Source organism: Microbacterium sp. AK031, assembly GCF_024807145.1.
Classification (GTDB): domain Bacteria; phylum Actinomycetota; class Actinomycetes; order Actinomycetales; family Microbacteriaceae; genus Microbacterium.
In genome coordinates, this window is record NZ_JANUCA010000001.1 from 1 (window position 1) to 23,369 (window position 23,369).

Genomic DNA, 23,369 nt, shown 5'->3' on the forward strand with positions numbered 1-23,369 from the left:
GAAGACATCACCGGCGTCATCCAACACTCGGACGCAGGCTCTCAATACACGGCTCTGCGCTACACCGAGCGGCTCGCGGAAGTCGGCGCGATCGCATCGATCGGGACTGTCGGCGACAGCTACGACAATGCCCTCGCCGAGAGCGTCGTCGGCCTCTACAAGACCGAATGCGTGAAGATCGACGGCCCGTTCCGCAGCGCCGACGACCTAGAACTGGCCACGCTCTCCTGGGTGCACTGGTTCAACGAGAACCGGCTCCACTCCTCGATCGGATACCTCACACCCATCGAGAAAGAGAACGAGTACTACCGTGAGATCAACCCCCAGAGCCAACCGGCACTGGGAGAACTCGCCCTCCACTAAACCCGGGGCGATTCAGAGCCAACCGGCACTGGGAGAACTCGCCCTCCACTAAACCCGGGGCGATTCATCATCACGGTGTGCGCGATCGTCTACGCGGTCGGGTTGTTGCTCGTCGCGTTCTGGCCGATGCCCGTCGACGCGTCGGCGGCGAAGCTGCTGGGCTGGGTCACCGAGCACTTCCCTGGGCTGACATATCGGCGCGTCGAGTTCGCCGCCAACATACTGATGTTCTTGCCGTTCGGTGTGTTGCTGGCACTTCTTATGTCCGGAGCGCGATACCTGGTGGTTCCGCTCGGGTTGCTCACCTCGGGTGGAATCGAGGCGGGGCAGGCGGTGTTTCTGTCGGCTCGTTCTGCGACGTACTCCGACATCCTCGCGAATATCGCCGGTACGAGCGTGGGGCTCGTTCTGGTCGTCGCGGGAGAGTGATGGGCGCATCGCACACGAGGGCCGTCTTCGGCGGATGTCGAACGCTGAGCAGGCGGTTTCTACAAGTGGTCGGTGCGTGATCCCTGTCGACGCAGCATCCTCACGCCCCCTGGCAGGGAGGCGATTCCGCGACCCCATCGCGCAATTCGACCGCTGACGGTTCCGAGAACACCGGGGCGGGTGTCCGGTCGCGCGCGGCGCAGTTCGGCTTCCGACGGCCAGAAGGCGTGCCAAAGAATCGTCGCTTTCTCACGTGGCGTTCCTTGGATGAAAGCCACGAGCCAGGGATAGGCGCCGTGTGTTGATGTCGTCGTGCGACGCTGCCACTCCTGGTAGGCCTCTGATGAGAGTTCGTCCGACGTCGGAGTGGCGTCGACGCCGAGTGACGTCAGCACCTCGGCTGCAGTTGCCGTGGAGCCAGTTGACCGAGCGAGTTCGCGCAGGGCGATCTTCTCCTCGGCTGACAGCGTCAGAGACTTCACCGTGGCGAGTTCGCGTTCGTGGCGAGTGTGACGGCTCGATCCGCGCAGCGCGTGCAATGTCACGATGAGGATGCTCCCGAGCTTGTCAGAGATTGCACACGGCTGATGCGCGATCATCATCTCATCGCGCCTGTCCCACAGGGCGTCGAACACATCTGCCGGATCGCCGAGGAATCCGGGGAACAAGATGTGCGGGTCGAGGTCGCACGGCCAGGTTTGCTTGATGAAGGTCTTGGAATGCAGCACCGTCAGCGCTTCTATGCCCGCTCTCTCGTGCCATTCGATCGTGGTAAGCAACTCGCAGAACTCGTTGAATCTCGCGGGTTCGACGAGAAGGTCAACGTCCGAGGATGCCCACGCATCGCGCAGCCCGTGGAAGGTGAGTGTGGGTCCTTTGATGAAGAGGACGCGGATGCCGGCATCGGAAGCGAGCCGCTGAGCCACCGCGTGCGCGAGCTCGACTGCTTCGATCATGCGGAAGGTGCTCGCTGTTGTCGACATGAGTTTCTCCTATGTCAAGTGTCAGGCTGCGAGGGGGAGGTTCGCGGGGTGGTGGGCGGGTTGCTGGTCGGCGTGGAGGGCGTTGAAGACGACTCGGCAGAGGCGGCGTTTCAGGCAGCGGAGGGCTTCGACGTTGGAGTCGCCGGCGTCGATGCGTTTGCGGTAGTAGACACGGCCGAGCCCGTCGAGTCGGATCTGGGTCACGGCGATGCGATGCAGGGCGGTGTTGAGTTGCCGGTTCCCGGTGCGGCTCATCCGGACCCGGCCGCGTGTGCTGCCGGACCAGACGGGTAGGGGCGCGGCGCCGGTGTTCATCGCGAAGCAGGCTTCGGATCGGAATCTGCTCACGTTCGCGGTTTCTCCAGCGATCTTCGCGACGGTCAACAATCCGCATCCGGGGATCTGCAGAAGGTGAGGGTACTGGTCTTTGATCAGTGTGATGATCCGCTGCTCGAGCTGATCGATCTTCTCACTCCCGGCGCCGATATCAGCGAGGACGTCTCGGGCGATCTCCGCGACCAGACCTGCCTGACCAGACAACCACGATACGACGCGCTCACGCTGCTTCCGGATACGTAATGCCTTGACGGGGACGTCGAACTCCAGATCGAGCTCGAAATCCTCGATACCCCACCGCAGCTGCTCACCGAACTCGCGTCGAGCCCAGCGCAACGCACCCTCGTGACCGACCGTCGTGGCCTTCACCGTGCGCTCTCCGAGCTTGCGGCCGACTTCGTCGACCGCAACGAACGTGTGCGTGGCCTTGTGGACATCCGCGCCGATGACGATCACCATGGAAATCGTCTCCTTCCAACATCCGAACGGGACAGGTTGGACCGGTCGGCGGACAAACCTCAGTCGGGGGCGATGCCACGCTCCTATCAAGTCACGCCGGCCGGTCCATCACATCCAGTGTCGGCAAAACGCATGAACGCCAACCCGAAAGCGGCACGAATGCTAAGAGCCAAACACCAGATGATCAGGATCCAACCACCGCAAAGCGGCAATGTCACCCTGACACTGACTCCATGCTAGACAGTGGCGAGTGACCGTAACGCTGGCATTGAGCGGTCGGGCTAGAATCGGAGCCGTTGCGGCACTGTTTCTGAACGCTCGCACGTAGGGATCAGACGAGGAGCCGGTTGACCGTGACGACGTACAAGATGCTCGTCGCGGCGCACAAGACCGCTGAGATGCCCAACGACGAGCTGTACCTTCCCGTGCACGTCGGCCATGCGCTCTCGGACACCTCGCTGGGCTACCAGCCTGACGACGAGGGGGACAACATCTCAACGCTCAACAGGTCGTACTGCGAACTGACAGCGCTCTACTGGGCCTGGAAGAATCTTGATGCGGATGTCGTGGGGCTGAGTCACTATCGGCGCTACTTCGTGGGCAATGCCATCGGTCCGCGGGGCTCGACGGTCATGTCATCCGACGACGCGCAGGCACTGATGTCGGGAGCGGATGTCGTCCTGGCGAAGCCACGGAACTATTACGTCGAGACCATCGATTCGCATTACCGCAATGGGCATCACGGCAGTGACCTTGACGTGCTCCGTTCTCATATATCAGAGGTCCACCCGCAGTACTTGCCGTCGTACGACGCAGTCTTCCAAGGACGCAAGGTGTCTCTCTACAACATGTTCTTGATGCGTCGTGAGTGCTTCGACGAATATGCCCAGTGGTTGTTCGGCGTACTCGACACAGTGGCGCCGCACATCGACAACGATGACCGCACCGCGTACCAGCAGCGGACGTTCGGGTACCTGGGGGAGCGCCTGCTGAATGTGTGGGCTCATGCCCAGAGGGAGGATCGTCGCGTGATAACGCACAAGATCGTCAACACGGATGGTGAGCCGAAGGTGCAGAAGGCCGTCGGAATGCTCAAGCGGAAGTTGTCTGGACGAGCTTCGATATGACGGATGAATATATGCGCGCATGGCGGAACGGTTTGAGGCTCGCGATGCATTCGCCCGTTGATGGAGCAAGCGTTGACGGTGATCCGGACGGTATAATGGGGCCCGAGCCCGTTGGAAATGACATCCATGGTGATGGCTATGTGCTCGCGTCGCTCTCGATACTTGTCCTGATCGGCCTGCAAGTCCTAGTCGACGATCCCTCCGATGTGCCTTTGTGGCTACCAATATTCTTATTCGGACTTGGCGTGATGGGCATACTGCGCGCGAACTGGATAGCGTTCGCATTCCTCGCGTTTCCGATCTGGTCGCTGCTCGGTGCGTTGCTCTCGAACCGCCTGATTGAAGAGGGATCCTACATAACCGAGCAGTTCCGATCAGGGTTTTCGAACGGCGCTACAAACCTTATTGCTTTGTACTCGCTCGCGATGTTGATCGCCGCTCATGCTCTGATCGCTCGCGGCATGCGGTCATGGGTTCCGCTCGACCGAGAGCGCTCTGCATACCGTATCGACAAGGTTGCGACGCTACTTTGTTTCGTCTTGCTGGGTATCCTCGTTTTCTACGTTGCCATCCTCATGATGTACGGAGTAGCTAGCGGATCCGACCGCTTCTCGTACTGGAACTCAATGCAACCACAGGTCCGCGCGGCCGTTCAAGGTGTGCGTAGCCTCGGAACACCAATCACCGCGTTCACAGTGCTGTTCGCAGTAATCACCACTAGTCGATCGCTTCGGCGATATTTGTTGGTGCTTCTCGTCATGTTGCAGATACCGCTGTGGTTGATGGGCGACAAATTCTCACCGTTTATCGGGTCGCTAATGGCGGCATTGAGCGGACTTGGCCTCGCATATTTGTTTCTGGGCAAGAGTTTTCGAGTACGAGCGAGTTATGCACTTTGGGCAAGCCTGGCTGTGGCGGCTACGCTCACAGCGCTCGTCCAGGGATTCACGCAGATGGCGGGTTCCCGCGGGGAGAGCGACGGAGCGGCTGATGCCATTCTGGGCCGTACGGTGTTACAGGGACACGTTTGGTTCGGTATTTTTGATCGTTCGCAGTCAATGTCCGGGGCGCTTGCTTCGATGTCGGATCTTTTGGCGCAGAATTCTCTCGAGAATCCGACAGGTCTGAACTATCTGTCGTATTTGGTCAGCCGACCAGAGTACGTAAACGCGCGGCTCGAGCGTGGCGTCACATTCACCATGGGGGGGCCAGCTTCTCCACTGGCGTTCGCAGGTCCCATGCTGGGTTTGCTTCTCTACGTAGCGATCGGTTGCTTGTATGCATTGCAGTTCACGATGATCGTGGCGGCCCTCAAACAGGGAAGGTACGTTTTCTGCGGACTGGGCCTGCTCGCCTCGGTTCCCTTGCATTCCGTGGTCTTGATGGGAAACTGGTATTCGATCTACAACGAAGTGGGCATAGTAGTGATTGCTGCGGCGGTGATTTTAATGATCAGTCGCCGTCGTGACGCGTACAGCGGAGCGTTCGTTACCAATCCGCGGGGGCTGAAGCGCGCTAAGTGAGTGTGGCATACTCAGCGCCACATCGGAACAGGGTTGATTCCGAGCCGGTATGCTCCGTCAAGTATCGTCGCGATCTCGGCCTCATTCCGACCAGTGAGACGCATCAGAAGCGTCGTGTCCGGTATGCACAACACATTGTCACTCCAGCCCAACAATCGAACGTTGAAGAGGACCGAGGAAACCACGCCGATGACACGAGTGAAGTCCGCGGCGATCCACTCCGCCGGAAGGTCGGTTTCGAGAATGGCGAAGCCAAGCGACGTCAGAAATGAGCGGCGTGCGTCGTCGAACCGTTCCGCGGGGTGGGGCTTGTAGACGGCGCCAGGGTACCGTTTTATGATCCGCGAGAGCAACTCGTGATAAGTGTCGTCGAATAGGTCGGTTCCGCTCGTCGGTTGGCCGAGAAACAACGTTCGAGTGTCGATATGTGCCTGCGCCGAGGCCGGTCGCGCGGGGGCAGGGAACTCACGCACCCGCAGGTGCGAATCCATGAGGCCGGGATCACCGAAATACCAGTACTCCCCGTAGCCCCCTGTGGCTAACGCGAGGTAGTCACCGCTGTAGGGGGTGAACGACAGCCCCGCCAGCGGTGCGATCAGTTGTTTGATGCGCATCGCACGCTCGTACGGCGCTGTATTGGTCTCGTAGAAGTTCGCCACACCATCCGGCATCAGATTGACGGAGACTTTCTGGCGTGCCGATAGGCCAAAGGTCGCATAGTTGGTCAGAAAATGGTTGGGCTGGCAATGGAACACGGTCGTGCGAGGTCTGCGTAGCCATGCCTTCAGCAGAGCCGCCGCTTTTCGCAGTTGCACGAATTCGTCGAAAAGACCAACGAATGTGAACTGAGTGAGTTCGGCTCCGAGCGCCGTGAGTCGCTCGCGCAGTGCGTCATCGAAGAGCGGAGAGCGATAGAACGTGAGGACCCGGACATTGCCGCGCTCGAGCAACGTGGAAGCCAGACTCTCGATGTAAAGCCGTGGCATAGGGTTCACGACGAGGATGACGGAGGAAGGCCGGTACTGCTCCCCGGGGGAGTCGTCGTTCACGGCAGCTCCTTCCATACAGTGCGGTCAACGCGGATATATGCGATGCCCTTGCTGATCAGCAACACCGCACTCGCGCTGCCGACGGCCGAGATGACGGCCACGACGACGCCAAGTGGGAGCAACGCCATCGTCGTGATCAAGAATACGGCGAACGCTGCGATCGTCGTGAACAGGATCGTCTTGTCGGCATCATGCGCGTACAGACCGTAGTGAGGTATGAGCGAGAGATTGTAGATCGCCGTGACGATCATGATCCAGGGGAGAGTCCACGCGTACTCGATATACTCGGTTGCATTGACGAACCGGAGCAGCAACGGCTCCACTGCGACGATCGCGATGCTGATAGCGGCCACACCGGCCACCGTCTGCACCGTCAATGAGCGGAACACCTGTCGGAATGCGGCCCTGTTTTTGTCATGCACGGTCGTGACAAGTCGAGGGTATGTGAACTGGTGAACGCCAGCATGGATCACCTGAGTCATTCCCGCGCCAATGCTCATGAAAAGCGTGTAAGCGCCGAGCATCGCCAGATCGCCGAACCACGCAACTGCTTGTCGGTCGAAGGTGAACAGCCCTCGCAAGCACAGAGTCCCGATGAGGAACGGCAGCGCCAGACGCGCACCAGCCCGAATCCACGTCCAATCCACCGAGCCGCTCGGCTGCCCCTTCAGATGACGCACGAGGAACGCTGCGCCGATTAGAACTCCGAGTGCGTCAAACAGCACCCAGAGCATCAGCACGACATCGATCGATCTCCAAGCGGGTACGAGGAAGAGTGCGGGAACAGTGACGATCGTGAGGAGAGCCTGCCGTACGAAAAGGCCGACGCTTGCACCGAGCTGGTCCGAGACTGCGATCAACGTACGGTCGATCTCGGTGCCGATGTGCTCAAGCGGAACCAAGAGCAGGAACCACAGGACCACTGACCACGGGAGGAGACCGAACGTGAACAACAGGAGCAGAGACGGGATGCCGATCGCGTACAGAACCACAGAGAATGCCACCTGTGACTTCAGGAATGTACGACGCTTGTCCGGCCCTGAGCGCAAGAGCTGCCGCATCGAGTACGTGTAGAAGTCGAATCCGAAGATGAAGATGACGAACGACACCGTCGCTAGAACTAGCCCATAAAGGCCGACTTCCTCGACCGGGAGCAACCGGGCGAGGAAGAAGATCAGAAGAAACCTCAACCCCAGCGTCGACAACCGGAGCCCGACGGGGATGAGTCGACCGAGATGTGAACGGGTGGGCACGTCGGGTGCCCTACTCGCCGAGCTTCTTCTGCTCGATGTGAACATTGATAGCGGTGAGTTCTGGGTACGTGGTGAGCGTTCGAATGATCGCTTCAGCGTCGAGTTTTGCCGCATCGTGCTCGTCGATGAGCGCCGACAGCAGGGCGAAGTCGTCAGGCGTGTCGAGCGTGACTCGGAAGGCGGATGCCTCTTCGCTACGGCGGATCGCGTGCATGGTCATCCGGCCTGACCTGTTGCGATACAGGTATGGAGTCACGTGCTCGCGATCGGCGGGATCGGTAGCATGAGCATTGGCGTCAGCGAGCGCCGCAGCAGAGAACACTTCGAAGTCGAATCCACGGGGGTATGTGCGCTCCAGCACATTCGAGACGTGCGCCTCGGTGTCCTCCAGCGCGAGATACCGCTCCACCCCTCGGCTGATGAGGCTAGCGTCGATGAGCGGGCAATCCGAAGTCACCCGGACGATCACATCGAGCTCAGCGTCGGCTGCTGCCTCGGCGAAGCGTGACAGTACGTCGTTCTCGCTACCGCGATAGACCAAGGCGCCGTGGGCGACTGCCTCGTCGACGACCGCATCGTCTGCGCCGTTCTGCGTGGTCGCGGTGATCACGGGAAATCCTGTCGCAGCGAGCCGATCCAGGTGATGCGCGAGCATCGTCTTACCGCCCGCGCGGAAGAGCACCTTCCCGGGCAACCGTGTGCTCGTCATGCGAGCTTGCGTGATGATCCCGACGCGGGTCACTGCAACGCCTTCATCAGAGTTTCGACGACCTGGTCGACCTGAGAGTCCGTGAGGGCGGGGAAGATCGGCAGCGAGAGCTCTTCGGCGTAGAACGCCTCGGCGTTCGGGCACATTCCGCGCCGGTATCCGGCGTTCGTGTACACCGGGTGCCAGTACACCGGCATGTAGTTCACCTGTACGCCGACCCCGTCTGCGCGCATCTTGTCGAACACCTCTCGACGTCGACCGTCGAGCACGCGCACCGGATAAAGGTGGCGGATCGGGTCGACGTCGTCGCGTTGGACGGGGATGCGGATTCCGTCGACAGACTCGAGGGCGTCGTTGTACCGCTGCGTGATCTCCGCACGACGCTTCTTGAACGCATCGAGGCGGCGCAACTGTGCGAGGCCGAGCGCGCAGGCAACGTCGGTGAGACGGTAGTTCACACCGAACTCGTGCACTTCCTGGTGCCAAGGTCCTTCAGACGTGATCTCGAAACGGGCTGAGTCGCGGACGAGTCCGATGAAATGAAACTCGTGCGCGCGCTGGGCGATCGCAGCATCCTTCGCCACCATGGCCCCGCCTTCACCCGTCGTCATGTTCTTCGTGGGGAAGAACGAGAAGGTCGTGAGGTCGGCGAGGTCTCCTACGGGGCGCCCCTTGTAGGTACTCCCGATGGAGTGGGCGGCGTCATCGAGTACGAGGGCTCCCGCCTTCGCGGCGATCGAATTGAGCGCGTCGTAGTCCGCGGGATGACCCGCGTAGTCGACTGCGGCGACGACCCGCGTGCGCTCAGTGACCAGGCTCTCGACCAAAACAGGATCTATGAGTGCTGTGTCCTCCTCGACGTCCGCGAATACGATCTTCGCGCCGAGGATCGAAGCCATAGACGTCGTGGCGATGAACGTCATCGGCGTAGAGATCACCTCGTCGCCGGCACCGACGCCTGCGGCGGCATACGCCATGTGCAAGGCGGCAGTGCCCGACGTCGAAGTCACCGCTCGGTGCCCTCCAGAGAGACGTCCGATCTCAGCCTCGAAAGCGGCCACGGTCGGGCCCGTGGTGAGCCAATCGCCGCGCAGGATCTCAGCGACCTCGGCGATGTCCTCCTCGGACACGGACTGACGCCCGTAAGGCAGCATGCTCAGAGGCCCGCTTCGATGATGGCAGCGATCTCATCGCGGGTGTACCAGCTGTCATTGCTGTCGGATTGGTACGCGAACGCCGGCTCGACCGGCACCGCACCCTCCGGCGTCTGGTAACCCCAAGATGCGAGATCGGGTTGGATGATGAAGTACTTGCCGTCGCGGATGATGACGGCACGGCGGCCCTCCTCGGGGCTGATCATCTCCTCGTGCAGCTTCTCACCCGGGCGCAGCCCGACGTCGACGAGTTCGGCATCCGGAACGACCGCGTGGGCGAGGTCGGTGACCTTCATCGAAGGGATGCGAGGGACGAGCAGCTCCCCACCCTGCATGAAGTCGAATGTGTCCACGACCATCTCCACAGCCTGCGGCAGCGAGATGAAGAAGCGAGTGCAACGCAGATCCGTGATCGGAAGCGGCTTGCCCTCGTCGCCGAGCTTGCGGAAGAACGGGATGACCGAGCCGCGTGAACCCATCACGTTGCCATAGCGGACAACTGAGAAGCGGGTCTCGTACGCAGCGGCATAATGGTTGCCGGTGATGAACAGCTTGTCAGCCGTGAGCTTGGTCGCACCGTACAGATTGATCGGGCTCGAGGCCTTGTCGGTCGATAGCGCGACGACCTTCTTCACGCCGGCGTCGATGGATGCCTCGATGACATTCTGGCTGCCGAGCACGTTCGTCTTCACGAACTCGAACGGGTTGTACTCAGCAGTGTCGACCTGCTTCAGCGCAGCCGCGTGCACGACATAGTCGACACCGTGCAATGCACGGGCGAGGCGACGTTCCTCGCGAATGTCGCCGATGAACCAGCGCAGGCGCGGGTCATCTCCGAACAACTGTCGCACCTCATACTGCTTCAGTTCGTCGCGCGAGAAGATGACCAGCCGGCGGGGGTTGAGGTTGTCGAGCGCATAGCGGATGAACGCCTTGCCGAACGAACCTGTTCCACCGGTGACCAGAATGTTGGATCCCTCGAGAACGGACAAAAACACTCCCTGATGCGTATGCGGACATAGCTCAGGGAACGCCTACCCAAGCTGGGTTTATCCTATCGGTTGGGCGCGAAAGCCGAACGCCGCGACAGCGAGAAGGAAACTCTATGCCGAGACGAGCGGTCATCCACGCCGATGCAACGGTCGAAGGTGGGTTCGGGCACCTGATGCGCGCACTCGCCGTCGGTCAGGAAGCGACCGGCAGAGGGTGGACGGTCGAGATCGTCGGCGACATCCTCGATGATGCGCGCGAACGGGTCGACTCTATGGCGCCGGAAGTCGCGATTCGTTCATTCAAGAAAAACCAGGCGACGGACTTCCTCAGTGCAGCCGCGCACACGCACGACGTGGTGCACATCGATTCGTACGATGCTGTGCCGGACATTACCGGAGACCGGGCACTGGTGAGCAACATGCAGGACGGTCCCTATGGTGTCCGCACTGCCGATCTTGCGATCGATGCGAACCTCGGGGCAGAGGGATGGTTCGACAGTTCTGCTCGAAGTGCACATCGTCTCATCGGTGTCGATGCGGCGGTGATCCGCTCGCAGGTGCGGCGTCAGCGTGATGTGCCCGTCGTGGCCGGAGATCGTCCCCGACTTTTGGTGGTGATGGGGGGCACAGATCCTCAACGGCTCACCGGACGCATACTGGAAGGGCTCGCTCGCATCGAGGCGCCCCTTGAGGTCACCGTGGTCGCGGCAGCGGATCGGCATGACGAACTGCGGAACGTTATTGACGACGCAGTGCACATCGTCGATTTCCACCCGTTTGTCTCCGATCTGCCCGCCCTGGCCCGGCAGCAGACCCTCGTGATCACCGCCGCCGGGACTTCGGTGTGGGACTTCGCCTGCCTCGGTACGCCCATGGCTCTCGTCTGTGCGGTCGACAACCAGCGTCGCGGCTACGATGCCGCCGTTGGAGGAGGGCTTGGAACTGGCCTTGGCGTGCCTCCGCACACCGCCCTCGTCGACCGTGTCGCAGGGCTTGCCGAGCTAGTCGTCGATCGCGCTCGGCTCGATGCGCAGGCCGCGCATGCGGCCGCCCTTGTCGATGGCCTCGGCGTGTGGAGGATCGTCTCAGCATGGGAGCAGCTTCTGGAGAAGCCCGTCGGCACCGGCGCTCCGGGAGCATGTGCCGTTCGCCGCGCCACAATGGCGGATGCCAGGACCCTGTTCGACTGGCGCAACGACGAGACCACCCGGCAGAACTCCAGGTCGTCGGGGGTGCTCGTCTGGGAGGACCACCTCGCCTGGCTTGCCAGATGCCTCGCCGACTCCGAACGCAGGTTGTTGGTCGTGAGCCAGGGGTCATACGACATCGGCACGGTGCGCTGGGACCGGCATGCTGATCATGACTGGGAGATCTCCATCGCTCTTGCCCCGCAGAGTCGAGGGCGGGGCCTTGGTGCTGCCGCTCTCGCAGCAGGGGAGAAGGCGCTGGACGTCGACGCTCCCCTCAGGATGCTCGCCGGCATCCATTCCGACAACGGCGCCTCACGACGACTCTTCGAGCGCGCCGGTTACTTGCCGCATCTCCCGGCCGATGGGAACGGCTTCGAGATGCGCGCAAAATGGCGGCTCCCTGACGACTCGGAATGAGTCTTGTCAGAGCAGGTTCCAGGTCAATGGAGTGCCACGGCTGACATCTGTCGTGAAGGTGCGACCGAGAACGACGTCAAACGCATCCGGCTCGAGGCCGCCCGCCGGACGGATCGAACGAACGTTGTCTGCGGTCACAAGATCGCCCTGCCTCACGTCGTCGATCACGTACAGCGAGCGGCGCAGCGCGAGCACCGCCTGTTCCTCGGGCGTCGGACCGAATGCGACGCCGGAGTCGACCGCGACGCGCGCTTGTTCGGCCGATGCGACGAGGGCACGGAATTCATCGGGGACGAGCGAGAAGTCGGCGTCGACGCCGCCGCTCTCGCGCGAAAGGGTGAGGTGCTTCTCGACAGCCACTGCACCGAGCGCAGCAGCCGCGACGGCGACTCCAATGCCCAGCGTGTGATCGGACAGGCCGACCGGGACATCGAACGCGTCACGCAACGCGCTGATGTTGCCGAGACGAGCTTCCTCAGGGAGTGCGGGATACGCGGCCGTGCACGCCAGCAGCACGAGATCCTTGCATCCCGCGTCGCGCACTGCAGTCACCGCCGTGTCGATCTCCGCCAGAGTTGCCATGCCGGTCGACATGATGATCGGCTTGCCTGTGCGGGCGATCTCGCGCATGAGAGGGATATCTACGATCTCCGCCGATGCTGTCTTGTACAGTTCGACGCCAAGCGCTTCGAGGAACTCGACGGCGGTGGGATCGAACGGTGTCGAGAACGGGATCAGGTTGTGCTCGCGTGCGCGTTTGAAGATCGCCTCGTGCCAGTCCCAGGGCGTGTGCGCCTCTTGGTAGAGCGAGTACAGGTTTCGCCCACCCCACAGGTCATGGTCGCCCTTCACGCGGAATGCCGGTGCGTCGCTGTTGATGGTGAGCGTGTCGGCTGTGTACGTCTGGATCTTCAGCGCGCTGGCACCCGTCGTCGCGACCGCGTCGACGATCTCCAAAGCGCGATCGAGGTCGCCGTTGTGGTTTCCGGACATCTCGGCGATCGTGAAGACAGGATTCCCTGTGCCGACCTGGGCACTAGGCAGGGCGATGGTTCGAGTTGCGCTCACACTGCCAACATTACTGGAGGCCGATGGAGTCAGTGCGCCGTCTCGCCGGGGACGACGACCGCCTTCACGGTGCGGAACAGGATGTGAACATCACCGGTGAGCGACCAGTTCTCGACGTAGTAGAGATCCAGACGGATCGCGTCTTCCCAGCTCAATGCAGAGCGGCCACTGACCTGCCATAGCCCACTCATACCGGGCTTCACGATGAGGCGACGCTGCGCAGCGTCGTCGTACAGAGCGACCTCGCCATCACGCTGGGGGCGCGGTCCGACCAGGCTCATCGTGCCCAGGAAGACGTTGAACAGCTGGGGTAGTTCGTCGAGCGAGTACTTGCGCAGAAAACGCCCGACTTTCGTGACGCGGGGGTCGGCTTCCAACTTGAAGAAAGGCGTGCCGTCGCGTCCTTGCTGGGCGAGAAGCTCGGACAATTGGGCGTCGGCATCGACGATCATCGAGCGGAACTTCATCATCTTGAACGGCTTGCCGTTGAGCCCGACTCGCTCCTGACCGTACAGTGCCGGCCCCGCACTCGTCGTGCGTACGAGGGCGGCGATCACAAGCAGGAGTGGTGAGAAGAGGAGGATGAGCAGGCCGGACCCGAGGAGGTCGAACACGCGCTTGACGAGAACCTGCGGGCCGGTGTAGTTCGGCGTCTCGACGTGCATGAGGGGGAGGCCGGCGACCGGGCGCATGTGGATGCGCGGTCCGCCGATGTCGGTGAGATTGGGAGCCATGATGAGGTGCTGCTGGCCCGCCTCGAGCTCCCAACTCAGCGCCCGCACCCGCTCGGCCGGAATCCCGCTTTCGCTGGAGACGAGAACGGTATCGGCTTCCGTGACGTCGAGCGCATGCGTCACCGCGTCGAGGTCACCGAATACTGGGACATCTGTCGGGCCGAGCATGTCGGTGTGACGGTCGCTCGGGAGACACGCTCCGACGACGACGTAACCGGCTTCAGGTTGCCGCGACAGCTCTGAGAGGATGCGGAGGTTCGCGGCGGTGTCTCCCACGAGAAGAACGCGAGAGAGCATGCCGCCGTTGCGGCGCTTAGCTCCAAGCCAGCGTCGCCATACCCATCGGCTCAGAATGAGTACGACCACACCCAGTGGGAGGCTGATCAGGATATAACCGCGGGAGACCTCGGCCTGCAGCAGGTAGGAGACGATCGCGATGAGGCCGAACAATCGGAGCGCTCCGCTTGCGATCGCGCGGTACTCTTCATTGCCGAAGCCCAGCACGCGTCGGCTGCGGGTGTCGTAGATGCTGAGCGTCGCCATCCAACTGATGAGCAGCACGATCGAGACGCCGGTGTAGTCGAGGATGCCGATACCGGAGACTCCGGACGGCTCGATCCCGAGCCACAGGAACTGAGTCCCGAACACCACGACGGCAACGACGATGAGATCGCTGATGACGAGTCGTCGCGCGTAACTGGTCTGCCAATCAGGCGCAGCACCGCCAGCAGTCGACTTCGCGAGCGCATCGCGTTGCAACGTCACCGGGACCTCCCCTTGGCTGGTGATGACACGTGAAAACGGCGCGGAGATCCAGATGTCGCGCCCGACTAGGACAAGCTACCAGGTGATTCGAACCTCGTGCTTTGGTGGCGGGATGATTATCCGATGCTAATCGGCGAGTTGTTCTTCGACAACTGAAACGAATTCGGAGATCGCTGCCGATCCCTCGATGACCTCCGTGGCGACTGCTTCGGCATCCGAGGCGAGCAGCACCGCCGTCGGCAGGATGCGAACGCCGAGTGCCGTACGAGCAGCGCTCGCGCCGAAGTACGTTCGGTCGATGAACTCCGGGTGCTCCGTGAACAGGCGTTGCGGATCTGAAGACGTCGCTATCACTGGCACGACTCTTCCACCGAGCTTTTCCGTCCAGTCGGGAAGCGACCTGGCTACGTTGCCGCAGTCCCCGCATCCCGCCTTCGCGAAGATCAGGAGCACCGCGCGACCCCTGCCGAGCTTGGACAAAGGCACTGTCGTACCGTTGACGCTCACCAGCTCGGCATCCGGGATAGGGGAGCCCGTGAGTGGATCATCGGAATCGCGCTTGTACCGATCCGCGCGCTGGTTGATGATGGTGCGTAGGCGATTGATGTGCCTGTGTTGCGTAACAGACTTCATGACGAGCGCGACGAACAAGAGAGCGACGACAAACGCGACGACACGGATCGGGTCGAGCGAGAAGACGAATGCCGGAGCGCTGAACCCGGCGCAGAGTGCGAGGACTCCGCCGATCACGAGAAAAAGGTTGCGTGCGACCGTAAAGCGGTCGACGGGTTCATGCGAGGATGATCCGAAGCAGTTGCACGCGACGTCTGTGCGTTGTGCGACTGCACGTGCCACGTAGAACATGAATACGGCGAACATTGCCGTCGTCAGAACGGATGCCGCGAAACGGAAGAGACCGGGCGTCACGATAAGTGTCGCGCCGAGCAGCAGCTCGACGAAGGGGAGCGAGAACGCGAACCACCGTCTTTGAAGAAGGGTGGGTGCGCGGAGGCCCGCCATGGCCTTCAACGTCAGGAGCGGCGTGCGGAGCTTTGCAAGTCCTGACCAGAGCAGGGTAACGGCGATCAGCCCGGTGGCAACGTCGATGACGATGCCGACCGGGCTGATCGGGAGCTGCAATGTGATCAGGCGCAGACCTGGACGTCGAGAGTGATGACAAGCGGAATGCTGGCCGTCGTTCCGAGCAAGACGGAAACGGTGTCGGACACGCTCGGGTCGCTCTGGAGAGCGAGGGTCTGGGTTGCGGCAAGCTTGACATCGACGACAGCCGGCAGCAGGTCGAGCACGAAGGACTGGCCAGCCGGGAGTTCCTGCTGCAGCGTGATCTGCGTGACGCCCCCGCCAAGGCTGACGATGTTGAGCGCGGACACATCAAGCGCACCCGTAACGCCGATCAGACCGACATTCAGCACGCCGGAGTTGTCAAGGGTCAGTACCGTGCCAGCGGGAACAGCGGTCGAGCCAGCAGTCACCGTGAAGTTGCGCGCTGCTGGCTCAAGGCCCAGCACCGTAGCGAGCTGGTCAATGATGCCGCTTGCGAGACCAGCGGCACGGAAATCACCCGAGCAGTTGCCGACGATGGTCAGGTCGAGCGCGGTCGATGCGGACGCGAGCGGCGTCGCGACGGCGGCGGCGATGACTGGCACGGACCATGCGGCGCCCTTGACGACGGTGCGGCGCGAAATGCCCTTGTTCTGAATCTCTTCGGTCATTGAAGACCCTCCTTGAAGTGCGATTGCCCCGAGGGGACGTGGGGAGAAAGCGCAAAACTGGAAGCGCCTTCCGAGATCAAGCTAGGAGAGGACCGCATCAAATTCCCAGGAAGATCCGAAAGTGAGCGCATTGTGCACGGTACCTGCGCGGATTGTTCTTCCGCACGAGTGTGTGCTAGACGCCACGGTCATTGCGCAGAGCGCTGGGCGTGGTGTGAAAAGTCGCTTCGATCGCGCGCCGCAGACTCATCGTCGACTGGAACCCGGCGCGGTATGCGATCTGCGAAATGCTGAGCACGTCGTACCGACTGTCGACGAGCAGCGACCTCGCCAGGCGCGCCCGCTGTCGTCTGATCTCGCCCGCGACCGAGTTTCCGACCTCGGAGAACACAGATTGCAGCTGACGCAACGACGACTGCACCTCATGGGCCACGTCGGTGGGGGTGAGATCGGGATTGCTGCATTGCTGGGTGATCACGGCCACGGCACGATTGTGCAGAACGGTGCGCGGCGATCCAGCGCCGGACTCGGTGCCAGTTCGATCGAGAAGTATCGCTCCGCACATCTCCATGAGCAATTGACCCACAGCGTACTGCTCGATCGCTGAAGCTTTCTGATCCGAACTCACCAGACCGTACGCGAAACTCTCGACCGCGATGTCGAGCGTCCGGCGATCGGAATGCAGCACCGTGCGCGGCGGCAGTGCTGCGACGAACGTCGACAGGGCGCCACGCGGAACGACCACTGACAGCATCTGCCAGCCCTCGCCTCCGTGCACCTCTTCGTGCGCAGACTGCGGCGCAATCGCGAGACAGCTGTCGACGCCAGTCCACGACTCCTCGTCAAGTCGCGCGCGCATTCCGTCACCACGGAAGAAGGTGAAGACTGCGTGATCGGGATAAGTCCGTTGGGTGTCGACGGAGAATCGGGCTGCATCGGCGGCCAACGAGAACACCACGATGTCACGCGCATGCATTTCGCGAGCGTGCAGTCCACGCGGGGAAGTCATGAACCGGATGCCGTGTGCGCGCAGATCCTCGACGCCGACTGGCCGGACTATGTTCGCCTCCACTGACTGCCCCCTCGGCCTCATCTCGCGACGACGGGACACCACCGTCCATCCCTACGACCGATACCTTAGCGCCGCATGCGCACGAGGGAGCACGTATGCCGCACGAGTGGCAAACATCGCTGCAGCTGCACGGCATCAGAGTGCGGTAGCTACTGTAGTAATGTCGGTGCGAGAGTTCAGGCGCTCGCAACCCGGGCATGATGAGAGGGCGTCGATGGATCTGCGCGATTACATGAGGGTGTTTCGAGCACACTGGCTCGGGATGTTGCTCATCATCGCAGCAGGAGTGGTGCTCGCGTTCGGATGGACGCTGTTCCAGCCGAAGGTCTACACCGCAGACACAACGGCGATCGTGCAGGCCACTGCTGGAGATGCTGCTCCGAATGACCTCGGCACAGCCACACTCGGCAATAATCTCGCCAACTCGCGCGTGAAGACCTATGTCGCACTCGGCACGACGCGCTCAGTCGCCGACCGCGTCGTCGAGCAGCTCAACCTTGACGCGTCGGCCGACAGCCTCGTCCAACGAGTCTCTGTCACACAGACGCTGGACACACCTTCGCTCACGATCACCGCCGAGGGTCCGACGCCTGAGGCTGCGCGCGATCTTGCCCAGGCTTGGGCTCAGTCGATGTCTGCTGAGGTCAACAGGCTCGAGTCGGGCGACGTCGCGACGCCGGGAGCGATCTACCTGACGCCGATCGACAGTGCTGGGCTTCCCACCAGTCCGTCATCACCGAACGTCAGGCTCACTCTCGGGGTCGGCCTCCTTGCCGGCATCGTCCTGGCTATCGCTTATGCGCTGCTGCGTTACACGTTCGATCGTCGGATCCGCTCTGTCGAGGCCGTCGAACGCGAAACGGACGTCGCGGTCGTCGGCTCCATCCCCGAAGAGAAGTCGTTCAGCCCGGACGAACGTCTCATCCCGTTCGACGGCGGTAACTCGACCTCGAGCCGCAATGCGCATCTGTTCCACATCGCCGAGGCGATGCGGGAATTGCGTACCAACATCCAGTTCATGGATGTAGACAATCCGCCGCGGACCATCGTGGTCACCAGTCCGCTTCCAGGCGATGGCAAGTCGACCACGGCGTCGAACCTCGCCATTGCCCTTGCCTCGAGCGGCAAGCGCGTCGTTCTCATCGATGGCGACCTGCGCCGCCCGATGATCGGCACGATCTTCGGCCTCGGCAAGACTGCCGGCCTCTCCGACGTGCTTGCCGGTCGCGCCAACATCACCGACGTCGCCCAGAGATACGGCAACGGCAACCTGCTCATCGTCGGCGCGGGACAAATCCCGCCGAACCCCAGCGAGGTACTCGGGTCGGAACGCATGCGCGAGTTGCTGCACTCCGTCGCGCAGGAGGCCATCGTCATCATCGACGCTCCACCGCTCATCCCTGTCACTGATGCTGCAGTTCTCACTCACAGCGCGGACGGCGCCATCATCGTCTCCACCGTCGGCCGGACCACGTACGAGGTTCTCGGTCGCGCCCTCAGCAACCTCGAACGTGCCGACGCTCGCGCTCTGGGCATCGTGCTCAACCGCGTGCCGCGCCGCGGCGCGGGTGCGACGTACTACGGGTACCAGTACCATGGTGAGTACTACCGTCGTGATGATGAGGATGCCGAACTGCGCGGACCCCTCCGCAGTGGCGCCGGAGCGCTCACATTCACTTCAGAAAAGTGAAGCCCGCTCGGGTTGGGGAGTAATCAGGATGGGCGAGAGGCAGACAGCGGAGCGGATCAGCATTGCGGCGGACGCCGCCTGGGTGCAGACCGGGACTCGAGTCGTGGTGATCGACCTCGTGCACCTCGCACAGGACCCGATCGTCCTCGAAGGAACGGCCGCCATCATCTGGGAGACGATCGCGCTGAGCGATGGCACCTCGCTCACGGAGATCATCAGCGACCTCGCCGAAGATTTCGCACTTGACGAAGACCGCATCAGGGCCGATGTCGAAGAAATGGTCCGCACTCTGACAGCTCGCGGAGCGCTCAGCGTCCGCTGACGTCGTTGCCGCGCGTCAGTGCAGCACAGCGGTGACGATCCGCTGCACCGCATGCAGCCCTGGCGAGATCTGGCTCGCTGACTGCTCATACACGGTACGATCCCGGCGGTAAGGATCGATCACGTCGTCGTCGGCTCCTCGTGTCCGAGACAACGTGCGACGGTCGTTCACGAGCACCGCGGCGGCGCGCAGCCTTTCCGCAGTCGAGATGCTGGCGTCGCCGCGAACCATCGCAGCATCCATTCCGGCGGTCAGGCGCGCGAATTCCGGCACAGTGAACGTTCGCTTCATGACTTTCGGTGCCATCTGCACCACACGCTCCCGCTGCTCCACAGTCATGGTGAGTATGAGATCTGACTCGAACAGCAGGGGCTCGGCCAGATATCGTGCGCGGTGCGCGGTCGCGGCAGCCGGGTCGGCGCCGAGCTTGATCGCGATCTCCTGCGCGGGCGTGGTCATCTCGTACCCGACGAGCGCCTGCGTACCGGCGCTGTGCACGTGGACACCCCGCGGCTCAAGTGCGCGCCGGAGCAGAATCTCGGCCATCGGCGACCGGCAAATGTTGCCCGTGCAGACCGTCAGGATTGTCGGGCGCGCGTCTTCTGGGCGCGCAGCTGCGCTCTCGGCCGACGCGAAGAGCCCGGGCAGAGGACCAGACGACTGCGTCTCGGGCGTCGAAACCCCCGCGGTACGTCGGCGCCATTCGCGGCGGCTGATGCCGACGGGAGGCTCACTCGGAGGAAGCGAAATCACACTCTCAGCCTAACGGCGCGGATCAGTGACATCACGGCCGCCCCATCCCGAAGTATTGCCAGCCGGCTGCGCGCCAGGATGCGGCGTCGAATCCGTTACGAGCGTCGACCACCACGCGCCCCGTCGTGAGCGACGACGCGTGCTCGGGCGTCAGTTCGCGGCGGTACTCGTCCCATTCCGTCACCATGACCACGGCATCCGCATCGCGAATCGCGTCATCTCTGCCGGCGACGTACGTCAGCTGCGGGTGAAGATGGCGGGCGTTCTCGATCGCCTGCGGGTCTGTGACCACGACGTTCGCGCCGAGGCCGTTCAGCCGCACAGCGACATCGAGCGCCGGAGAATCACGCACATCGTCGCTGAACGGCTTGAACGCCGCGCCGAGCATCGTGACCTTCTTGCCGAAGACCCTGCCGCCGAGTCCGTCGACCACGAGCTGCACCGCCCGATCGCGGCGGCGCAGGTTGATCGCATCGACCTCACGCAGGAAGTTCACCGACTCACCGCGTCCGAGCTCTTCGGCACGCGCGGCGAACGCACGGATGTCCTTAGGCAGGCATCCGCCACCGAAGCCGATTCCCGCACCGAGGAAGCGACGGCCGATGCGCGCGTCGTGTCCGATCGCATCCGCGAGCTGCGTAACATCGGCACCGGTGACTTCGGCGATCTCGGCCATCGCGTTGATGAACGAGATCTTGGTCGCGAGGAACGCGTTCGCCGCGACCTTGACGAGTTCGGCCGTCGCGTAGTCGGTGATGATAAACGGGGTGCCCTTGGCGACAGCGGGGTGATACACGTCGCGCAGGATGGCTGCCGCGCGCTCGCCATCCGCTCCGGCGGGAACCCCGGCGACCAGACGATCGGGGTCGACCGTGTCTTGCACGGCCCAGCCCTCGCGCAGGAACTCCGGGTTCCAGACCAGCGTCGCGCCGGCACCCGAGATCCGTGGAGCGAGCTCGGCGGCGGTGCCCACCGGGACCGTCGATTTGCCGGCGACGATGTCGCCTTCAGCGAGGTGGGGGAGCAGCGCGTCGATCGCCGTGTTCACATGCGTGAGGTCTGCGGCATACCCGCCTGCCTGCTGCGGGGTGCCGACACCGACGAAGTGGACTGCTGCGCCCGCCGCAGCGGAGATGTCGGTCGTGAACGACAGGAGACCGGAACGGATGCCGTCGTCGAGGATCTCCTGCAGACCCGGCTCGAAGAACGGAGCCTTGCCCACAGACAGCGCGTCGATCTTGCGCGAGTCGACGTCGATGCCGACGACCTCATGCCCGATCGACGCCATGGCCGCCGCGTGCACAGCGCCCAGGTATCCGCAGCCGATGACCGAAAGTCGCACGATGGTAGTTCCTCTCTCGGACGAACATTGGCCTCATCATCCCGTCCGCGAACGCGGCATTCAGGACGTTCAGGTGGCCGGGAGGTGTCCGTTTCGTTACCTCTGGGAGAACGGGCGACTGCTCAGGCCGCCGGCCGGAAGCGTTTGGAGGAAGGCGACGGCAGCGGTTGCGCCGGCCGCAGGTGCCTCACATCGCGTTCGACGCCCACGAACCGGCGGATCTTCGAGGTGAAGATGTCTTCGTGGAAACGCGCGGTCGCGGTGCGGGCGTTGAAGCGCGGCAGAAAAAGCGCTGTGCTGATCGCGTCGGCGAGGGCGACAGCATCCGTCGACTCTGCCATCACGCCGCTCACCCCGTCGACATACGTCTCGATCTGGCCACCCACCGGACCGGTGACCACAGGCACCCCCGCCGCCTGCGCCTCGACCGGCACGATGCCGAAATCCTCGACGGGCGGGAAGACGAACACCGATGCACGCTGCATGAGCGCATACATCAGGGCATCAGAGGGGGCGATCACGAAGAGCACTGGCACTCCGGCCTGCTCTGCGACAGCACGCAGACGCGCCTCATCCGGCCCGGAACCGGCGATCACTGCAGGAAGGCCCACTCGCGCCGCGGATTCGATCACGAGGTCGAGACGCTTGTAAGGAATGAACCGCGATGCGCCCAGCACGTACGAATCAGGTAGACGATCGATGATCCGGCGCTCATCATCATCTGTGACACCGGTGCGCCAGTCTGCGCGCGACAGGATGCGATCGACCGCGACCGGAGGGTGGATCACCGTCGCATCCCGATGCCACGCCCGCTGGATGCGCTCGCGCACGAACTCACTGTTCGCCGCGATCGCCGTCGCCTCCTGTGCGCGACGTCGATCGATGCCGCGGAAGATCGGCGCGACAGCACGTACCGCCGGGTTGTCGCCACGACGGTCGAGTTCAGGGTTCCAGATGTACCGCGCGGGCGTGTGCGCGTAGACGTACTTGGGGATGTTTTGCCCGACCAGGCGCACATGATGCGCGAAGACATAGGAGCTCACCAGCATCCAGTCGTACGGCCAATCGGCGCTGACATGACGCCACAGCGACGGCATCAGCGGCAGAGCCATCGCCTTGTGGCGACGCAGCGGCGTGCGCGCGAGCCACGACTCATCCAGCTGCCGCGTCGGGAACGCCGACGGCTGATCGCTCCACAGGCAGCGGATGTCGGCATCAGGGAACGCATGCCCCATCACATCGAGCACGCGCTCCGCGCCGCCCGAGCTCTCGATCCACTCCGTGACGAGCAGGCCGCTCATCGTAGCCGCCCCGGATCACAACTGCGCATGCTAAACGCCTTTCCCCAAAGGACTTCGACAGCCCTCCCACAGGGCGTCGTCATCGACGACCCTCCCACAGGGCGTCGATGAGCTAATCATGCCCCATATCCGTGGCGTTCGGGGACACATCTTCTTCTGCACAGGTGGCAGTTCGGCGGCGCTGTCCCGAGATACCGGCATCCATGGTCCGCGCGTCGAACGCCATCGCTATGTTCGAAACGCCGCAGCAACAGGCGATCTCAGGCACAATAGGAGCATGTACATGTCCGCCGAAATGATCACGACCATCGTGGGCGTCGTTTCGCTTCTGCTCGCCCTTGCGGCAGGTTTCGGATGGATCATCCACCGCACAGATGCACAGCTCGCCGGTGTCAGGGTTGAGATCGCCGACACGCGTCGCGACCTCGGGGTTCGCATGGACAAGGTGACCGAAGAGCTTGTCGACGTGAAGATCGCCGTCGCACGTGTTGAGGGCTGCCGAGGCACTTGATCACCGACCGCTGGCCTTCGTCGTCGCCCGCACGACGATGATCATGCGCTCACGCTGCACCACCATCGTCCCAGTACCGGTGTCATACTGACTC

General features: G+C 62.7%; 23 protein-coding genes. 8 read left to right on the forward strand and 15 right to left on the reverse strand.

What is annotated here, in order from left to right:
- Both HDC95_RS00005 and HDC95_RS00010 read left to right on the forward strand, forming a co-directional pair.
- A partial coding sequence (locus HDC95_RS00005; RefSeq protein ID WP_259061139.1) for an integrase core domain-containing protein occupies window positions 1–363 on the forward strand: 363 nt, incomplete at its 5' end.
- A 75-nt stretch (window positions 364–438) separates the two neighbouring features.
- Entirely contained in the window at window positions 439–792 is a 354-nt protein-coding gene (locus tag HDC95_RS00010) for a VanZ family protein (protein WP_259061140.1), read from the forward strand.
- A gap of 59 nt (window positions 793–851) precedes the next feature.
- On the opposite strand, the gene HDC95_RS00015 is transcribed toward HDC95_RS00010, so the two are convergent.
- Window positions 852–1,775 carry a nucleotidyltransferase family protein gene (locus HDC95_RS00015; protein ID WP_259061141.1) on the reverse strand — a complete coding sequence of 308 codons (924 nt, stop codon included), beginning with the start codon at window positions 1,773–1,775 and terminating at the stop codon, window positions 852–854.
- A gap of 21 nt (window positions 1,776–1,796) precedes the next feature.
- Window positions 1,797–2,570, reverse strand: coding sequence for a transposase (locus HDC95_RS00020; RefSeq protein ID WP_259061142.1), 774 nt, complete (start codon window positions 2,568–2,570; stop codon window positions 1,797–1,799).
- A 353-nt stretch (window positions 2,571–2,923) separates the two neighbouring features.
- Here HDC95_RS00020 and HDC95_RS00025 point away from each other — a divergent pair, with 353 nt between their 5' ends.
- Window positions 2,924–3,697 (forward strand): DUF4422 domain-containing protein, encoded by a 774-nt coding sequence (locus tag HDC95_RS00025; RefSeq protein ID WP_259061143.1) that lies wholly within the window; start codon window positions 2,924–2,926, stop codon window positions 3,695–3,697.
- Window positions 3,694–5,220 carry a DUF6418 domain-containing protein gene (locus tag HDC95_RS00030; protein ID WP_259061144.1) on the forward strand — a complete coding sequence of 509 codons (1,527 nt, stop codon included), beginning with the start codon at window positions 3,694–3,696 and terminating at the stop codon, window positions 5,218–5,220. The genes HDC95_RS00025 and HDC95_RS00030 overlap by 4 nt, the downstream gene beginning before the upstream one ends.
- A gap of 11 nt (window positions 5,221–5,231) precedes the next feature.
- Here HDC95_RS00030 and HDC95_RS00035 read toward each other — a convergent pair whose 3' ends face one another.
- The 5 genes from HDC95_RS00035 to pseB are packed head-to-tail and all read right to left on the reverse strand — an operon-like array spanning window position 5,232 to window position 10,377.
- Complete coding sequence (locus tag HDC95_RS00035) at window positions 5,232–6,269, reverse strand: alpha-2,8-polysialyltransferase family protein (protein WP_259061145.1); 1,038 nt, start codon at window positions 6,267–6,269, stop codon at window positions 5,232–5,234.
- On the reverse strand, window positions 6,266–7,522 hold the full coding sequence (locus HDC95_RS00040) for a lipopolysaccharide biosynthesis protein (protein WP_259061146.1): 1,257 nt from the start codon (window positions 7,520–7,522) through the stop codon (window positions 6,266–6,268). Before HDC95_RS00040 ends, HDC95_RS00035 begins: the two co-directional genes overlap by 4 nt.
- Before the next feature lie 10 nt (window positions 7,523–7,532).
- On the reverse strand, window positions 7,533–8,375 hold the full coding sequence (locus HDC95_RS00045) for a cytidylyltransferase domain-containing protein (protein ID WP_310503212.1): 843 nt from the start codon (window positions 8,373–8,375) through the stop codon (window positions 7,533–7,535).
- Window positions 8,261–9,361 carry a DegT/DnrJ/EryC1/StrS aminotransferase family protein gene (locus tag HDC95_RS00050; RefSeq protein WP_259061148.1) on the reverse strand — a complete coding sequence of 367 codons (1,101 nt, stop codon included), beginning with the start codon at window positions 9,359–9,361 and terminating at the stop codon, window positions 8,261–8,263. Before HDC95_RS00050 ends, HDC95_RS00045 begins: the two co-directional genes overlap by 115 nt.
- 26 nt (window positions 9,362–9,387) lie before the next feature.
- A complete protein-coding gene (pseB, locus tag HDC95_RS00055) occupies window positions 9,388–10,377 on the reverse strand; it encodes a UDP-N-acetylglucosamine 4,6-dehydratase (inverting) (protein ID WP_259061149.1) in 990 nt (329 codons plus the stop codon).
- 113 nt (window positions 10,378–10,490) lie between these two features.
- Here pseB and HDC95_RS00060 point away from each other — a divergent pair, with 113 nt between their 5' ends.
- Entirely contained in the window at window positions 10,491–11,984 is a 1,494-nt protein-coding gene (locus HDC95_RS00060) for a bifunctional UDP-2,4-diacetamido-2,4,6-trideoxy-beta-L-altropyranose hydrolase/GNAT family N-acetyltransferase (protein WP_259061150.1), read from the forward strand.
- Between the two features lie 6 nt (window positions 11,985–11,990).
- On the opposite strand, the gene pseI is transcribed toward HDC95_RS00060, so the two are convergent.
- The 5 genes from pseI to HDC95_RS00085 all read right to left on the reverse strand — a co-directional run bounded on the left by pseI (window position 11,991) and on the right by HDC95_RS00085 (window position 17,260).
- A complete protein-coding gene (pseI, locus tag HDC95_RS00065; protein WP_259061151.1) occupies window positions 11,991–13,052 on the reverse strand; it encodes a pseudaminic acid synthase in 1,062 nt (353 codons plus the stop codon).
- A gap of 29 nt (window positions 13,053–13,081) precedes the next feature.
- Window positions 13,082–14,551, reverse strand: coding sequence for a sugar transferase (locus HDC95_RS00070; RefSeq protein ID WP_259061152.1), 1,470 nt, complete (start codon window positions 14,549–14,551; stop codon window positions 13,082–13,084).
- A gap of 126 nt (window positions 14,552–14,677) precedes the next feature.
- Window positions 14,678–15,691 carry a MauE/DoxX family redox-associated membrane protein gene (locus HDC95_RS00075; RefSeq protein ID WP_259061153.1) on the reverse strand — a complete coding sequence of 338 codons (1,014 nt, stop codon included), beginning with the start codon at window positions 15,689–15,691 and terminating at the stop codon, window positions 14,678–14,680.
- Window positions 15,692–15,696: 5 nt separating this feature from the next.
- Window positions 15,697–16,284, reverse strand: a complete 588-nt coding sequence (locus HDC95_RS00080; protein ID WP_259061154.1) for a hypothetical protein — start codon at window positions 16,282–16,284, stop codon at window positions 15,697–15,699.
- A 175-nt stretch (window positions 16,285–16,459) separates the two neighbouring features.
- Window positions 16,460–17,260, reverse strand: a complete 801-nt coding sequence (locus tag HDC95_RS00085) for a helix-turn-helix transcriptional regulator (RefSeq protein WP_259061155.1) — start codon at window positions 17,258–17,260, stop codon at window positions 16,460–16,462.
- A 310-nt stretch (window positions 17,261–17,570) separates the two neighbouring features.
- Here HDC95_RS00085 and HDC95_RS00090 point away from each other — a divergent pair, with 310 nt between their 5' ends.
- Complete coding sequence (locus tag HDC95_RS00090) at window positions 17,571–19,046, forward strand: polysaccharide biosynthesis tyrosine autokinase (protein ID WP_259061156.1); 1,476 nt, start codon at window positions 17,571–17,573, stop codon at window positions 19,044–19,046.
- Window positions 19,047–19,074: 28 nt separating this feature from the next.
- Entirely contained in the window at window positions 19,075–19,368 is a 294-nt protein-coding gene (locus tag HDC95_RS00095; protein WP_259061157.1) for a PqqD family protein, read from the forward strand.
- A 15-nt stretch (window positions 19,369–19,383) separates the two neighbouring features.
- Here HDC95_RS00095 and HDC95_RS00100 read toward each other — a convergent pair whose 3' ends face one another.
- The 3 genes from HDC95_RS00100 to HDC95_RS00110 all read right to left on the reverse strand — a co-directional run bounded on the left by HDC95_RS00100 (window position 19,384) and on the right by HDC95_RS00110 (window position 22,764).
- Entirely contained in the window at window positions 19,384–20,121 is a 738-nt protein-coding gene (locus tag HDC95_RS00100) for a low molecular weight phosphatase family protein (protein WP_259061158.1), read from the reverse strand.
- 31 nt (window positions 20,122–20,152) lie between these two features.
- Window positions 20,153–21,463 (reverse strand): UDP-glucose/GDP-mannose dehydrogenase family protein, encoded by a 1,311-nt coding sequence (locus HDC95_RS00105; RefSeq protein ID WP_259061159.1) that lies wholly within the window; start codon window positions 21,461–21,463, stop codon window positions 20,153–20,155.
- Between the two features lie 122 nt (window positions 21,464–21,585).
- The gene (locus tag HDC95_RS00110) at window positions 21,586–22,764 is read right to left on the reverse strand and encodes a glycosyltransferase (protein ID WP_259061160.1); all 1,179 of its coding nucleotides are present in this window, start codon (window positions 22,762–22,764) and stop codon (window positions 21,586–21,588) included.
- A gap of 283 nt (window positions 22,765–23,047) precedes the next feature.
- Between HDC95_RS00110 and HDC95_RS00115 the strand changes: the two genes are divergently transcribed.
- Window positions 23,048–23,275, forward strand: a complete 228-nt coding sequence (locus tag HDC95_RS00115; RefSeq protein WP_259061161.1) for a hypothetical protein — start codon at window positions 23,048–23,050, stop codon at window positions 23,273–23,275.
- The last annotated feature ends 94 nt before the right edge of the window (window positions 23,276–23,369 follow it).